We start from the raw sequence: 15,729 nt of genomic DNA on the forward strand, positions 1-15,729 counted from the left end.
GATTATGGAAGATTTGAGTACACCGGAGCGCATTTATAAGCGTGACGGTAACCTGATTCTGAGAACGGCTGAAATCGACGACGCAGCGATGATCAGTGAGTACTTTCAGGCTAACAGAGAGTACCTGAAACCTTGGGAACCGATTCGCGAAGACGCGTTCTTTGATAGAGCGAGTTGGGCGCAGCGACTGATCAAGTTAAACGAGCTTCATAAAATGGGACTAGGCTATTACTGTTTACTGATTAATGCTGACTCTAATGAAATGTTAGGCACCATATCGTTCAGTAATTTGTCTCGTTTCCCGTTCTACGCCTGTAATGTCGGTTACTCATTGGCGCAAAGTGCACAGGGCCACGGTTACATGCGCAGAGGCTTGAGCATGGCAAAAGACTACATGTTTGATGTGCAGAACATGCACCGCTTAATGGCGGGCTACATGCCTCACAATGAACGCAGTGCGAGTGTATTGGAACATCTTGGCTTTGTTCGAGAAGGCTTCGCCAAAGATTACTTACAGATTAACGGTAAATGGGAAGACCATATACTGACCGCGCTAGTTAACCCTAACTGGGAAGACAAACGCAATGTCTAGACTAAATAGTATCTAGGCGTAAGAGCAAGTAACGAATTTAAAGGCAGCGAATATCAAGCGATCTCTAATCGCCGCTGTATCAAAAAGAACATATAGGCATGGTAGATCCATCAGCCTGAGAAGATATTTGAGGAATTTTGATGTCATACACAACTTTGGACGAATACCAAAGAAAATGGATTTTCACTCACCAGTCAATGCCGCTGCCGGCAGAGGATTTGGAAAAGATTAAACCAATGACACAGGCGAGAGCATCTCAGTTCTGGAAAGAGAACGTGAGCCCTCAAAGCCCTGATGCGGAAAGACTAAGCTCGCAAGACTGGCCAAGCAAAGCATCGAACTGGAATGAAGAGATCAGCTGGATGGCAAATTGGGAAGCGGATGAGCCTGAAATGCCAGAAGAAATTCTAAACTTCATTGATTGGCAAGATGACGTAACTGTTTATTTTTGTTACGAAAAATACAATGTTTTAGAAACCAAATGGTCAGTTTTCAAGAAACACTGGAAGAACTTTTTGTTCTACGATGATGGCCCGATTCTACTAGGTCGCCGCCGTTCAGAAGCACTTTGGTTTGCTACAAATGGTACCGTTAAAATTGGTAACCGTGCTTAAGTTCGGTGTGATTTAATCGAGCGAATGTTGACGATCCGATCAACAGATAGACAGACAAAAGGCGAGCATTGAGCTCGCTTTTTTTATGCCTAATGATCTTCGAAGATCATCGGAAGGAAACGACTATTTCAGCCCAGTGTATGATGACTATTTTTACTTACATAGAGCAGTTAAATTTCGAAATTGAGATCGCTATCTCATTGGGATAGTTGAAGTTTTATGGGGTTGAGCTATCTTTATATTACTGCCTTAGTGGAGGTGAAGTATTATGATTTGGGATACTCTCGAACGTGTAAATAAACTTCGCAAGGAAGCAATGGAAGATCCAGAGTTTTTGGATTCAGCAAAAATGCATGAGCAATGGCTTTTAAGCGAAACTCATAATCAATCGAACAAAGGAGCTAAAGAGAAGAAACCGAAAAAGTTATCTGATATTTATGAAAATACGGATTTTCCTATCAACCCAACAGGAACGAAACATTAACAATGATGAACTGCAATACGGCTAAGGCTCTTAACCAAGAAGCGATAAGTCGACTAAACATACCAGCCTTAAGCCACCAATAAAAAAGCCACTTTCAACGAATCGAAAGTGGCTTTTTCTTTACTAGTTAGCGCTCCAATCTAATGAGCCCTAAAACTAGTTATTAATCAGGCTTAACCCGCTTGGTAACGCATCACCAAACACACGCTTAGATTCGCTCTCAGAAAGCTCAGTCACTTCACTCACTAGCGTTAGCCATGAATCAGGCACCTTGCTTTGCTTAAGCTTCTCAATCACTTGATTACGATAGTCGTCAGAGATATCAAATTGACGGTCACCGGTTTTACGACAAATCATCACAGCAGCGAAGGCGATCATCTGCTCTTTCTGCCAGTTCTGTTCAAGCAGTTTTGGTAACCACTGTTCAGCTTGCTCTCTAGGAATTACGCTGTGTTGGCTGCCATACAAAGGCGTTCTTGATGCTAATCGACCTAGCGCCCACCAGTGAGCCTGTTCGAACTGGTTATGGTTAATCGCTTTGCTCAAGAACCAGCTTGCCAGCAGCACTTTGTCTTCCACTTCAAGTTGCTCAAGTGATGCCGCTAAACGAACCATGGCTTCATAGCCATTGTCTTGTGCATCTTTGGCTGTCTTAGGGTTTTTCATTGCCCCCGGGTGAAGGTACTTAGCGATGTCAGCCAAGATACTCTCTTGCTGCTCTTGGTTTAATCCACCGGCAACACGACGCCAGAATACCCACCAGTCCGTCCAACCTTGGTGGTTCTGGAACTGAATGTTTTGTTGGTAAAGACCCCAAATTTGTTCGATACGCCATGAGTCAGTCGGATCGCCAAAGCCTGGACGCAGCGAGTAACCCGCCAAACGCAGCCAGTTCTTCTCGTGTGCTTCTGAACGACGACGGCGTTTACGACCTAATGAAAAGGTATCAAACAGATGGCGAAGGGTCGTGAAGTCCCATTCATCACGCTTACCAAGTCGCTTCTCAAGATCTTTCGATAGTGTTTTGATCTCTTTTGATTCAGCACTCTTCTTGTTGCCGCTGTACAGACGAGAAATCAATTCCTTACATTCATCCAGTCTTGGGTGAAGTTTAGCGGTATCAGACTCATCACCTTGCTTGTTTCTTACTTCAAATTCGAGCAACCAACGTTTAGAGTCATCTTCTGTACTCACACACTCCATTTTCAGTGTGCCGACTTCTGTTAATTGACACGCGAGCAATACTTCGACGCGTTCTTTTTGGTTGGCTTGGAGCTCTGCAGTACCTGAACCTTCCAGTGTAGAAATGTACGGCGGAAGAGGGGAGAACAAGTCAGCGTCGACATTGACCATCACACCATTTTGAATAGCGGTGTCATGAGCAATTTGATCGTGTGTTGAAGTCAGAAGATTAAATCGTACCGGTTCGCCTAAAGTCAGCGAGAAACGACGGCTGTTCAAGCGTATCTCTTGGCCTTCTTCGGTTCCTTTGGCAAGCAGACAAAGCGCTTTACCCATATTGTTTTTCTCTTGCAGATGCAAGAAGTAAGAACGAGCGGCACCGCCACCGATTTTCAGCTGTGCACCGCGGCGTGCTTTACCAAAGGCAACCGCGCCAAGGGCAACAGACCAATCTGGATGAGGGTTATCAAGCACTGTGATTGGAGAACCATTCCAGTTGCCCAGTAGCTGAGTAATTCGCTCTGTTACCAGTTCACTGTTGAACACACCACCATTGAGTAGCACACCAACAGGAATTGCAGGTTTGGTATCATCAAACTCAACAGAGTCTGACTTTTCCAATGCGGCTTTAGATACTTGCTGATGTGTCGCTAGGAATTCGGCAACGTGCTTACTTACCGCAGGATCTGCAGCGTAGGGTAGGCCGAACTCGACAACCGCGCTACGGCGTTTGTCGGGTACTTCCGTAAACTCTGAAAGCGGGAAGAAACCTTCTAGTGCAATCTGATGAACTTCTTGTTTCGTTAAACCAATACTCTTGGTACCGCCAAGTAGCTTTGAACCGCTGCCCAGCATGGTGATCTTCACATCGTCGGGTGCATTAGCAGAAAGCAGGCTCTCTTTTGCGGCGCGAGTCTGCTGAATAAGCTTGGTTAAGCTTGAGGCATTCAGCTTTTTGTTTTGATTGAAGCGTTGCTCTGCAAGGTGGGCAAGGGCTAAATCTAGGTTATCACCACCGAGCATTAAGTGTTCACCAACGCCGATACGGTCGAGTGCGAGTTCTTGGTCATCGCCATTGTTTGAGTTGAAGCTTGCTTCGATCAAACTTAAATCGGTGGTACCACCGCCGACATCACACACTAGAATCAGCGGGATCTGTTGAAGCTCATAGGCTGCGGTTTGTTGATGACGGGCATACCAGTCGTAACACACAGCTTGAGGCTCTTCGAGTAACAGAATCTTACCTAAGCCAGCAAGTGCTGCCGCTTCGAGTGTCAGCTTACGTGCTGTCTCATCGAATGAAGCGGGAACAGTGACTACAACATCTTGGTCTTCCAGCTTATTGCTTGGGTTGCGGTAGTTCCATGCTTGGCGAATGTGGTTCAGGTAGCTTGCACTAGCCACAACTGGCGATACTTTATCGACGTCAGTTGCGCCTGCCCACGGCAGAATATCGGAGTTACGATCAACCGCTTGGTGAGATAACCAGCTTTTAGCACTCGATACTTGGCGACCTTCAACCTTAGCACCTAATTCTCGTGCCCATTCGCCTACGATGACATTTTGAATATCGCCTTCAACTAAGCTCGGTTCCCAAGGCATGGTGAGATCGGAAGGGGAGATCTGACCTTGTGCGGGATGATAACGAAATGATGGAAGTAGGGGCTTGCGAACCACTTCACCGGGGCCGATGAGTTGGTCAATATCGAAAAGAGAAACGGGAGCATGTTGTAGGTCGTCGTTGATTTCACAGTAAGCGACAACAGTATTCGTTGTGCCTAAGTCAATGCCGACTAAAAAACGAGGAGATGCCATACAAAACCTTATTTTGCCAAAGTGATGACCAGTTAATGGATAATCTTGGTCTTATTTTTGTCTTTGGAATGCTTTTAATACAGGGCTAGGGAATCGCATTGATAAAGTAACGGCACCCGTTAAGGTGCCGTTGATTCATTATGCTTCTACGTTTGAGTCGTTATTCGAGTCTTCACGAACATCGAACTCAACATGCCATTTCTGACCATTGTCAGTCGCAATCGCTTCTAGGTATAACGTGCCTAATTCAGTAACACGAGACGCCAAAGTTACGGGAACCACTTCACCTTCGCGACGACCTTCAGAAACAGGCAGTGTCACTTGAATTTCAGGAAGCTCATCCAGATCTTCTGGGGCCCAGTGATCAAGGTGCGTACCCGCTTGGTCTTCACGACGAGTAGTTGAACCGAAGAATTGGAAGTGAACTGGCTGACCAATCACTAGACCGAACTCTTGGCTAGGCACTTGTACGCTTGAACCTTCTTCCATACCAAATGGTGCAACACACAGTGCTTCCATTGGAGGAGCCATACCTGGGATAGCTGGCATCGCGCTTTCAATTCCAACGTAGTAAGAAGATGCGATACCACCACGGATACGAACGCCTTGGCCACGACGTACTGCGCCGTAGTAAGAAGCGCCACTTGCAACCGCTAGGTCTAAGTCTAAACCTGAAAGTTGTTTAGCAAACTCAGCGTCAGCATTGATCAGCCATTCGTTGATCGTATCTGAAAGGCGTTCTGACAGTAGGTTCGATTTTAGAACACCACCATTGAACAGTACCGCTGTTGGTTTGATGAAGTCTGCCGCTGGCGCTTCTGACCCTTGCGCTTCTGTACCGGGCATGCCGGGCATGTTTGCAAACGGGTTGAAATCTTGTTGAGCAGCTTCGCTATTTCCAGAAAGCGCGTTCGCTTGCTTAGAAAGGAATGCAGCAATATGACGAGTAATACCTGCATCTTGTGCGTAAGGCAGACCCATTTGAGTCAATGCGCCACGCGTCTTTTGTACTGGGTGCTCAGTCACCGCTACTTTCGGGAAGAAGCCATCAACCAATGTTTGTTGTACTTCTTGCTGAGTCAGATCTGTTTTCAGTGTTGCGCCCAGTAGTTTAGAACCACGGCTTGGAACAACGATTGGCACAGATTGAAGCTCAGCATCGTTAAGCAGTGCTTCTTTCGCATCACGACACGCGTGAGTCATTGCTTGAACCTGCCAAGGAGCCAGTTCTTTACCTTCTTGAGCCAGTTTCATCTTCAGACGGTAAGCTAGCGCTAAGTCCATGTTGTCGCCGCCCAGTAGGATATGTTCACCTACAGCGATACGGTTCAGGCTTAAGTTGCCTTCATCTTGTGTTACTTCAACCAACGAAAGGTCAGTCGTACCACCGCCGATATCGACAACAAGAACGATGTCACCAACGTTCACTTCATCACGCCATGTGTCGTTGCTGTTATCAATCCAGCTGTAAAGAGCAGCTTGTGGCTCTTCAAGAAGCGTCAGGTGAGTGAAGCCAACATTACGCGCAGCTTCTGCTGTTAGGTCACGAGCTGCAGGATCAAACGAAGCAGGAACCGTGATCGTTACATCTTGGTCTGCCAGTTTGTGTTCTGGGTTAGCGTGGTTCCAAGCATCTTTAAGGTGCTCAAGGTACAACTCAGTTGTCTTAAGCGGAGATACTTTTTCAACTTCTTCAGGGCTGCCTGCAGGAAGGAATGCATCGCGACGGTTAACACCACCGTGGCATAACCAAGATTTTGCACTTGCTACCAAACGGATAGGGGTTTTAGAACCAAGGTTACGAGCAATCGCACCGACTAGCGCTTTTGGTTCTGAAGACCAAGGAAGAACGCGAGAGCCCGCATTCATTTCATGTTCGTGCGGTTGGTATAGGAACGAGCCAAGTTGGCTGCGAGTTTCTACTGTACCTGGAGCCGTCAATTGAGGGATTGGCATCACCTCAACGCGAGCGTCTTCATTTGTTGTGTCGATGAAAGACAAAACGCAGTGTGTGGTACCTAAATCGATACCAACACTGAACTTAGGCGCCTGATGTTGCTCTTGAGAAGATAGCTCTTGTGAATGCGTCTGTGCAGATGACTCGTGCGATGATGGCTGAGTTTGGTGTTCCATTATAGCTCCACCTCTGCCGGTGCAATAACAGATGCGTCGTAGTTTTGAGCAAGCTTAGGCAGGTTCATGTCAGTTGCTTTCCAGCCTTTATGAACCAGTGTGCCGTTGAATGGAGCATTGCCTGTTACGTTGCCTGTTAGGCGGATTTCTTGAGGGTTAAAGCCTTCAACTACAGTAATACGAGTCTCTTCATCTTCATTACGGATGTGTGCAAGTGTTACGTAGTCTGTTAATACTTTTTGGCCGCCAGTGTGAATAACACGTGCTGCGGCACCAACTTCTTCATCAGAGAATGAAGTTAGGTCTTCTTTTAGGAAGTCGATTAAACGTGCTTCTTGCTGCATGATTGACAATAGTTGCATTGCAGAATCTGTTGGTGCTGTTGCCAGCTTAGATTCAACTTCTACTACTTTTTCGATTACACGTTCAACTTCAACAACTTTCTCTACTTCGACAATTTTCTCAACTGGCTTTTCAACTTCAACGATCTTTTCTACTGGTCTTTCTACGACTTTCTCAACCACTTTGGTTTTACGAGAAACGGCAATTAGCAGTAGTAAAACGCTTGATGCAGTTAGGCCTGCGTGAAGCATATCAAACGTTTGTGGGATTAGGTTCAAATCAACGATCATAGTGATTTCTCTTTAAAATTGATTTAACGGCATATTCGTCGGTTTAAAGGAATATACAGGTTGGAAAGAAACTTAGTGGCATAAGGCCGAATTGGTCACTTTCAAGCTATAAATATGGGTGGATACTAGCATATTCAAGGCTTAAGGGCTTTATTTAATGTTTTCAATAAACTGGCTTTTTGGTGAGTTAGCTTGAAAATTAATCGAGATTTGTTGGTTTGTTAGCCGTAAATGTCCATGGGTTGTAAATAGTGTTAGTTTTATCCCATTGTCAGAGCCAAAGATAAATAGAGCCTAGCATTCCGGCAGTGTATACTTTCGACTCGAAATAACATCACATGGGAAGCTGTATGCCCCACACTACCGACCCTATAACAGGGTTGAAGAAACGAACGTTGCCGTTAGTTGTCTTTTTTGCCACATTTTTGATGACGGTGTTGTGTTTTGTTTTGGTTGCATTGAATCAAAATCGGTCTTTGAATGAGAATCTGGACAGCTTTGCTCAGCATCAAACGCTCAGTTTAAAAGCGTTTATTGATAACGATGTCGCTTATATCGGTTCCGGTGCGAACTTTTTCTATTCTAATGATGTAGATAGTCGTGTTCGATTTGATCGTTTTGCTGAGCAAACGATTAATGGTTCGAAAAGCCTGATCGGATTGCAATGGATGCAAAAAGTCGCGGCAGAAGATATTGCCGAACACACCATCAAAATGAAAGCTCAATACCCATCCTATAGAGTGTTTACGGTCCCTAAACATGGGCCAAAAACTTATGGTTACATCTTGGATGGCGAGCCTGTATTTATCGCGACAGATATTTATCCGAATGATCCAGTGAACAACGGTGTTTTGGGTTTTTACTCTTCTCGTGAGCGGTTTAATCTGATCATTGAGAACATTAAAAAAACACGTGAAGCGAATATTTCAGACAAAGTTCGTCTATTGCAAGATGGTTTAGATAGCGACACACCCAAGAGCGGAATGTTGGTCTACCACCCTGTGTTTGATGGTCAAACTGACAATTTGTTAGGGGTTGTGATTGGTGTTGTTCGTACTACATACTATTTTGAGAAACTTCTGGCATCTACTGTCGGTGATATGGACGTTTATGTACGTGTTACCGATAACGGTTTTGAAGCTGAAGATGCCCCGATAATGTTCGAAACAAATGGTTATGAAGAGGTCACTGGACAACACATTACCAAGAGAATCACGCTGACTAACCGTGAGTGGATTATTGACTTCAAGATAGATGCCTGTATTTCATTTAATGGCTACTTAGTGTTGGCGGGAATCGGCATCGTTGGTACCACTATTTCATTACTGCTTGCTTATATTGTGAACCTGCAAATTCGAGAGAAAGAGCGCTTGTATCGAATGATTGATGAAAGAACAGAAGAACTTCGTTTTCTTGCCGATCATGACAGTTTAACGGAAATTTATAATCGCCGAGCTTTTAATAAGATGCTCGGTCAATCGGTACAAAGCGACAAACCGTTTAGCTTAATCGTGTTTGATGTTGATAAGTTTAAAGAGATCAATGATAAATTTGGGCATCCAGCCGGTGATGCGTTACTTATCCATGTGATTAAGGTTATCTCAGTGAGCTTGAAGTCTGGAGATAATCTATTTCGTATGGGAGGGGACGAGTTCGGTATCATTTCGAGTATCACTGAACATGACGCATTGAGTCGCTATTTAGAATGTATTTTAGATACGGTGAGTGAGTCTTATTGCGAGCATTATGGTCAGCTATTGAGTTGCACTCTAAGCATCGGGGCTACCATCCGTACTAATGAAGATATTGAAGAGCTTCTTCAAAAAACCGACAGCATGTTGTATCTAAGTAAGTCAAATGGCCGAAATCGAGTCACAATTGCAGGCTAAATGAGCACTTGATGCAACTGGGGTCGAGTTCTTTATTAGGCTCATGTACAATTTCACAAAATTTTTGACGAGAGAATTAGGCGACGTATGAATCACAATCGAGTGGTGTGTTTCGATTTGGAAATGTGCTGTTGGAGCGAAGACGGTGTAGGAACAACAGGGGAGATCATTGAAATTGGTCTTGCTGAGATCGATCTTGTCTCTGGAACCATCGTGAAGCGCGCGCAATATTACGTTAAGCCTGAAAAAGACGAAGTCTCTCTATTCTGCGTCGAGTTAACGGGCATTACACCTCGTAAAATCGAAAAACAGGGTCGCCCATTAGAGTCTGTTATCAAGTCGATGATTAAGAACTTCGGTGGCCCAAAGAAAATCTATGCAGCGTGGGGACGTGACGACCTTATCTTACATAAAGAGTGTATTGAGAAAGGCATCGAACCTCCGTTCAGCGAGTTCTTAAATATCGCCACGCTTTATCGAGTTCAGAATCGATTGAAAGAAAAACGTATTGGTCACCGTGCTGCTCAAGAAGCGAAAAATATTGAGTGGGAAGGTCGTCAGCACTCCGGTTATGTTGACGCTTATAACTTGGCAAAGCTTGCGCTGACGATGTTGTAATCGTTTGTATTTCAGAGAGGCGCGTGGTTAAAAACTGAAAGGTTAAATATTGAAAGGTTAAACACTTAAAGTTAGCCTGAATTTTGTGAGTTATTAAAATGAAGAGCCACCTACTTATTAGGTGGTTTTTTTGTGCCTGTTATTTGAGGGCAATGACTATTCCAAGAAACCTAATTTCAACAAGTGGTTTATCAATAGTGAATGGCTACATCGCTTATTTTACGAGTGAATAATATTCGTTTGAAATTTAGCTTTTTAATTAATATTAAATCTCAGGTCTCGACCTTGATTGGGTAGGGCTAGGTGGTAGCGTTAGCTCACCCAAAACAAGGAGAATAGGATGAAGAACATTATTAAGTATGGATTGGCACTGGGGGCGCTAAGCGTAAGTGCGTTGGTTTCGGCACAACCCGTTGTATTGATAAACACTTTTTCAGTCGAGCCAGCCCATGAAGCCGCTACGTTAACGTATTGGGAAGATGCGCGAGACGTATTGGTGAAGCAACCAGGATATATCTCTACCAAATTGCACCGCTCGTTAAGCTCGGATGCGACATACCGTTTTATTAATGTTGCAGAGTGGGAAAGCAAAAAGCATTTCCATGATGCGATACAGGCGATGAGAAAAGAATTACCACCTTTAAAAATTGAAGGGGTTTCTGCTGACCCTAACTTGTATGAAATTATTCGCGACTAATTAGGAAGCCACCACAATGAAAACAACTCTAGGAACCTTTTTAGCTATTTTTAGCTTTCTATTTTCAGCCATTCTTTTTTCAACCCATGCCCGTGCAGCGGCATACGGCGTGTCAGTGGCTTGGAAAACCGATGACGCCCAAGCCGTATTTGAAGCAATGCCTCATCAGAAAAAAGCATTTGCCAACCTGATTGATGCGGGCTTGGTACACGATATGTTCGTATCACAAAGCTTTATTGGGGATAAGAAGTTTCCGATGATTAAGTTTGTGATTGAAGCGGACAGTGAGCAGCACGTTAGAGACTTGATTGGTAACTTACCATTCCAATTTAAAGAGCTTGTAGAGGTGACTGAAATCAGAGACATCGGTAATAAGTGGTTAAACACGGACGTCGCTTTCACAAACTACGCAGTAGAACTTGCTTGGAAAGAGCCTGAGAATCAATTCATTGTCGATGAGGTTATTAGCAAAGATTTACAAATGGTTGTCGATTGGAGTGCTCAAGGTGTGATTACGTCTGCTTACTTAAAACATCAAGAAATAGCAGAAGAGAAGCCAAACCAAAAAGCGATGATCAGGCCAGTCTATTCAATGGCAATATTGGCTAAAAACGAAGAGCAAGCGCGCGAAGTTGCTAATCAGTTGAATGCAGTAAAGCTAGGCTTCGCTGAAGTTATGGTAAGTGAACTTGGATTCAAACTGGAACTCTAATTTCGCTAGAACAGAATTGTGACCTCGTTTTCAGATTGCGTAACGACGAGGTTTTAATATAGGGCCATGACCAGTTTAGAGTTAAACCTTGGCTATGTTCAAAGGTGAGTGAGTTTACGTGACTGACTCACCTTGTTGTTATTTTATATTGTTACTCACTGAGCCTATATTGTTACTCGCTGAGCTTATATTTAGCTTAATTATTGGCTAAACTTATCACTACTCTTTTCTATGTATGGTTTGCTATTAGTTCGACCAAACAAACACTTTTTTGATGACCTTTTTATTTATGAACACCTCGCCGAAATGAACGCCAATAGCCATGAAAAAATTACCTTAGACGCTTCGGGCATCGAGTTGATTAATAACACACTCATTGATTCGGAATCTGGTAAGCGGGTCACCTTATCCCCTTCAGAAGGTCTGATCCTTGAGCATCTAGTGAAGAACAGCCCAAAAGCCGTTGGTCGAGACTTTTTACTTGAGCATTGCTGGCCGGGCAGGGTTGTGACGGGCAGTTCACTTAATGTCGCGGTTAAGAACATTCGCACGGCATTAAATTCGTTTGAGTGTGATTGCAAAATCTTAACGGTTCAAAAGGAAGGGTACAGCTTCAATGGTTTGAAACAGGTCGGTAGTTATTTATCGATGCCAACACCTACCGCTGAAGCGCATGTTGAAGCTGCGTTTTCAGAGAAAGCCGCCATCGTTTCAGAGAAAGCTGGCATCGTTTCAGAGAAAACCACCATCGTCGATGAGTTAACATCACCGCCACCGTTTAAGCCTTCAGGTATGAACCAACAAGCTGGGCAATCAAAGCAACAGGATCCACAATCACGTCAGTTCAAGGCGAAGCACTTTATCGCTCGTCACCAATCTCGTATTGCCGGAATTGTAGTCAGCGCGCTTCTTCTCATGCTGTTTTATCAGTTTGCTTTTTTTATAGATAAGAGTGCCTACCGAGGTATGGATGTTTATCACGACAGTTTGAATTTTGATGAAGCCGTTATAAAAGAGCTGGATGCCGTGTCAGAGCTCGGTGTTGATTCGCTCTATCTGCATCGCATTGGCGTTGGGTGTCAGAATATCCAAGCCGTCGCCTTGATCAATGGACATTGGAAAGAGATAAGCCATCAGTTTAAAACTGTCTCTTGCGAAGGCGACAATAACAATGAGCGAGGGCAATAAGTATGAATCGTAAGTTTTGGATGCCTATCTTATTGACGCTGTTTGTGATTCTAAATGTAGGCTTAATCTCTGGGCTCGCAACCAAAAGTACCTATCGATTTTCTGCGGAATACCCGATGGTTGGGTGGGAGAGAATCTCGCTTCGATTGGAAAATGGTCGAGTCAAAATGCAGTACATTGGCTATGACATGGATGGGAATGTCGCTCAAACCAAGCAAATGTTTGGTGTGTTCTTGCGCTGGGGGAATCATTACTACCTTTATCAATTGGACCAAGATCAGGCCCAAGATAAGCAGACATTCAATATCAAGCACTTATACATTCAACAAACACAAGGCAAGCGCAGTGTGTTGGTATCGAATCAGCGCGGCCTTTATGTCACTAAGAAGGGCACGCCGTTAGAGCTCAAAGGCATCATGCATGGCGATCGATTACGCTAATACAGAGGCTTAATGCTAGTAGAGAGCCTTTGGTTAGCTTTTTCCGAGGACGTTCAGCTTAGTTTTGATAAAGTCACTGTGGTCAACGTAGAGCAGTTCCGCTGTTTTACGGATCACAGAGTCTTCGATAGGGTCAATTTCCCCGTCAGCATGCGCCACTTCCCACATCGCTTTGATTAAGTCGATTCGCACTGGCTGAGACAGGTCTCTGAGTTGCGATGTAAAATCATACAGCGATACTGATTGCTCTACTTTCGGTTCTGCTTGCTCTAGCAGCACCTTTGCTTGTTCTTCGTCTAAATCCAGCAAACGTTGCAGAAGCTGTAGCTTAGCGACTCTTTCTGATTCATTGATCTGATGGTCGGCTCCCGCGACTTCACACAATAAACTCGCAATGGCGACATTAGGTGATGTGCCTTGGTTTTTGCTTAGGTCCTGGCCTTCAATCAATTGTTTAAACATTGATGTGAGAGAATTGAACATAACGAGCTCCAGTTAAAATTTGTATCGGGTTCCGTAACGCTGATAGTTATCAACTATAACTACAACTATTGGGTCTACAGAGTGTGATCGCAAGCGTCTTTACTAAAAACTGACATTACGGATACGCGAGCGATAAGGAGCACTTCCTAGTCCGGTTCCGGAAAACGCGTAACCTTACCATCGCCACTGAGGGTGGTGATCGATTGCGGTTTCCCATCAGTGTCTAGCCTCAACTCCCCAATCGCACTGCGGTTTGAAAGGCGATAGAAGGTCTGATTATCAGGGCTTCGCTTCTCGATTTTTAAGCGCTTACGCTTCGTGAAATAGTTCAAAACTGAGCGAGGGCTGTATAACAGGCGGTCCCACACATCGCAGAATTTAAGCAGCGAAGCAGGGAACTGATTTTTAATGCCACTGCAGGTAATTTGATAGATGTTCGGACTGTTGCGACGATACCTAAGCTTGATATCGTAAGCGAAGGAGTAGTGAACGTCACCAGAAAGCACCACGAAGTTGGTCGGTGTTTTGGTATGGGTAAAGATGCTGATCAGCGTATTCGCACTGCCCGGATGTGCCATCCAGTTTTCAGCGTCAATCACTAATGGCTTGCCGATTGTGGTCGCCATCTTTTGCAGTGTTTCAATAAACTTCACGCCAAACATCGGTGCAGCAGAAACGATCACCACCTTATCTTGATTCATTAACTGATGTTGGAACTCAATCAAGGCTTCCCAGTCCATTAAACCTGAAGGCTTATTCATGCGTGACTCGGAACGCCAACGACGCGTTCGAGTATCCAACACAATGACTTTGGGTGAGGTGTCTATCGTGTAATGCCACTCTTCAAAGCGACTCAGCATCTCAATAAAGGCTTGATGCTTATCTGGCTCGATATTGCTAACAGAGTCAGTAGTCACTGCATTGCCGGCTTCATTATGAGTTTGTTCTATATTCTTATTTTTTTCAACAATATGCGCTTGTTTAGTAATGCGCGGTTGACCGACAAAAAGCTGTTTTGCTTGCTCGATGAACGCTTCGTCAAAGCTCTCCGGCTTGTTACCCCAGCCCTGACACATCCAGTAAGCCGCTAGGCCGTTACCTATCACTTGAGTGGCGAACTGGTTTTGGTCGACAGCATGTTCCCAGCCTACGGTAAGGTTCCAATCATCAGTCACATCGTGATCATCGAAGATCATGTAAGTTGGAATATGCGCGAACAGACGTTGTACTCGCGGTAAGCCAGCAATGAAATCATCCATGATGACGCTTTCATCACGCCATTGTTGCTGCTCAGTCGGTGTTAATTGGCGTCCACCTTGAGTGAAGTTATTCTCAATTAAACGCTCTCGATTGACGCATTGCCACAGTGTTGGAGACCAAACCAACAAGTACATCGCGATAAACTCAGACAGCGTGACCAAGTGGTTTTCACAATCGGTAGAACTAAAAATCGGCACGCCACGATTCGGGAAGAACTTATCGATCATGGATTCTGAAGCGGTGTGGTGCGGCAAATAGTGATGACGCTGATATAAGTGATATTCACTGCTATACAGTGCGTCACTAGTGTTGATTTGCTTAATTTGTGAGTCAGTAGGTAAGCTCTCACCTACAAGGCCAAGCAGTTGAATCACTTGCTGAATAGCATCAAGTGTTGGCCCCGCCACATGGTCGGCGTAGATCTGATCGCCGCTCATCATCAGCATGTCGGGTCTTTCAGCGACGCTTTGATCGGCTATCTTGTTATCGGCTGCGACTAGGCTGTCTTTGCTTGGATGATGCGGGTTACGGCAAGATCCATGAAGAATGTAATCAGCCGAGGTCGATATCTTAAACTCAACGCGAGATTTACCGTTGTAAACAAGGTGAGGGGCGAGCTCTTTTAGTGAACCTGACTCTGTGTGAATGTCATATTCAAGAGGCGTATTAGTCGGGAATTTACCTTGTAAGCGAATTAGCGTTACCCACGCGTGCGTACCGATTTGAATCGAATCATGTTCTTCAAGCGATGAGGTATAAAACGGTTGGTCTTGTTTTGGTTCTGAATGCTCTTTTTCGTTCGAAAAGCCTGTTTCTCGACTATGCTCAGTTTCACGAATATAAATATCAGCCCGGCCAACAAGAGGCGAGCTGGTGGCTAACCAAAGTACCACTTCAGTCGCGGTGGTTTTTCTTAAAATGGGTCCGGCGAGTAACAGGGGAAGAGATGATGTCGTAGAGGGTTTCAATACGGTACCTAAAATCATTGGT

General features: G+C 44.6%; 14 protein-coding genes. 9 read left to right on the top strand and 5 right to left on the bottom strand.

Features of this window, described 5'->3' with window-relative positions:
* Nucleotides 1–4 precede the first annotated feature (4 nt).
* The 3 genes from rimJ (at nucleotide 5) to M4S28_RS07660 (ending at nucleotide 1,690) form a co-directional block, all read left to right on the top strand.
* The gene (rimJ, locus tag M4S28_RS07650; protein WP_004734735.1) at nucleotides 5–592 is read left to right on the top strand and encodes a ribosomal protein S5-alanine N-acetyltransferase; all 588 of its coding nucleotides are present in this window, start codon (nucleotides 5–7) and stop codon (nucleotides 590–592) included.
* Nucleotides 593–732: 140 nt separating this feature from the next.
* Complete coding sequence (locus M4S28_RS07655; RefSeq protein ID WP_004734736.1) at nucleotides 733–1,206, top strand: DUF2947 domain-containing protein; 474 nt, start codon at nucleotides 733–735, stop codon at nucleotides 1,204–1,206.
* 268 nt (nucleotides 1,207–1,474) lie between these two features.
* The gene (locus M4S28_RS07660) at nucleotides 1,475–1,690 is read left to right on the top strand and encodes a hypothetical protein (RefSeq protein WP_054546551.1); all 216 of its coding nucleotides are present in this window, start codon (nucleotides 1,475–1,477) and stop codon (nucleotides 1,688–1,690) included.
* 156 nt (nucleotides 1,691–1,846) lie between these two features.
* Here the strand turns inward: M4S28_RS07660 and M4S28_RS07665 are convergent, their stop codons facing one another.
* The 3 genes from M4S28_RS07665 to M4S28_RS07675 all read right to left on the bottom strand — a co-directional run bounded on the left by M4S28_RS07665 (nucleotide 1,847) and on the right by M4S28_RS07675 (nucleotide 7,452).
* A complete protein-coding gene (locus M4S28_RS07665) occupies nucleotides 1,847–4,687 on the bottom strand; it encodes an Hsp70 family protein (protein ID WP_249632621.1) in 2,841 nt (946 codons plus the stop codon).
* A gap of 138 nt (nucleotides 4,688–4,825) precedes the next feature.
* Nucleotides 4,826–6,820 (bottom strand): Hsp70 family protein, encoded by a 1,995-nt coding sequence (locus M4S28_RS07670; RefSeq protein ID WP_249632622.1) that lies wholly within the window; start codon nucleotides 6,818–6,820, stop codon nucleotides 4,826–4,828.
* On the bottom strand, nucleotides 6,820–7,452 hold the full coding sequence (locus M4S28_RS07675; RefSeq protein ID WP_249632623.1) for a DUF2760 domain-containing protein: 633 nt from the start codon (nucleotides 7,450–7,452) through the stop codon (nucleotides 6,820–6,822). The genes M4S28_RS07670 and M4S28_RS07675 overlap by 1 nt, the downstream gene beginning before the upstream one ends.
* Nucleotides 7,453–7,802: 350 nt before the next feature.
* Here M4S28_RS07675 and M4S28_RS07680 point away from each other — a divergent pair, with 350 nt between their 5' ends.
* The 6 genes from M4S28_RS07680 to M4S28_RS07705 all read left to right on the top strand — a co-directional run bounded on the left by M4S28_RS07680 (nucleotide 7,803) and on the right by M4S28_RS07705 (nucleotide 12,996).
* Nucleotides 7,803–9,341 (top strand): sensor domain-containing diguanylate cyclase, encoded by a 1,539-nt coding sequence (locus M4S28_RS07680; RefSeq protein ID WP_249632624.1) that lies wholly within the window; start codon nucleotides 7,803–7,805, stop codon nucleotides 9,339–9,341.
* A gap of 87 nt (nucleotides 9,342–9,428) precedes the next feature.
* Nucleotides 9,429–9,959, top strand: a complete 531-nt coding sequence (locus M4S28_RS07685) for a 3'-5' exonuclease (RefSeq protein WP_249632625.1) — start codon at nucleotides 9,429–9,431, stop codon at nucleotides 9,957–9,959.
* Between the two features lie 340 nt (nucleotides 9,960–10,299).
* A complete protein-coding gene (locus tag M4S28_RS07690; protein ID WP_004734744.1) occupies nucleotides 10,300–10,656 on the top strand; it encodes an antibiotic biosynthesis monooxygenase family protein in 357 nt (118 codons plus the stop codon).
* Nucleotides 10,657–10,672: 16 nt separating this feature from the next.
* The gene (locus tag M4S28_RS07695; protein WP_249632626.1) at nucleotides 10,673–11,368 is read left to right on the top strand and encodes a hypothetical protein; all 696 of its coding nucleotides are present in this window, start codon (nucleotides 10,673–10,675) and stop codon (nucleotides 11,366–11,368) included.
* 441 nt (nucleotides 11,369–11,809) lie between these two features.
* Complete coding sequence (locus tag M4S28_RS07700; protein ID WP_445329534.1) at nucleotides 11,810–12,556, top strand: winged helix-turn-helix domain-containing protein; 747 nt, start codon at nucleotides 11,810–11,812, stop codon at nucleotides 12,554–12,556.
* Between the two features lie 2 nt (nucleotides 12,557–12,558).
* Entirely contained in the window at nucleotides 12,559–12,996 is a 438-nt protein-coding gene (locus M4S28_RS07705) for a hypothetical protein (protein ID WP_017077881.1), read from the top strand.
* A gap of 33 nt (nucleotides 12,997–13,029) precedes the next feature.
* Here the strand turns inward: M4S28_RS07705 and M4S28_RS07710 are convergent, their stop codons facing one another.
* Both M4S28_RS07710 and M4S28_RS07715 read right to left on the bottom strand, forming a co-directional pair.
* Nucleotides 13,030–13,479: a tellurite resistance TerB family protein gene (locus tag M4S28_RS07710; protein WP_004734748.1), complete on the bottom strand. Its 450-nt coding sequence runs from the start codon at nucleotides 13,477–13,479 to the stop codon at nucleotides 13,030–13,032.
* 146 nt (nucleotides 13,480–13,625) lie between these two features.
* Nucleotides 13,626–15,725 (bottom strand): metallophosphoesterase family protein, encoded by a 2,100-nt coding sequence (locus M4S28_RS07715; RefSeq protein WP_249632628.1) that lies wholly within the window; start codon nucleotides 15,723–15,725, stop codon nucleotides 13,626–13,628.
* Nucleotides 15,726–15,729 lie beyond the last annotated feature (4 nt).

This window comes from Vibrio sp. J383 (assembly GCF_023503985.1).
GTDB lineage: Bacteria > Pseudomonadota > Gammaproteobacteria > Enterobacterales > Vibrionaceae > Vibrio > Vibrio splendidus.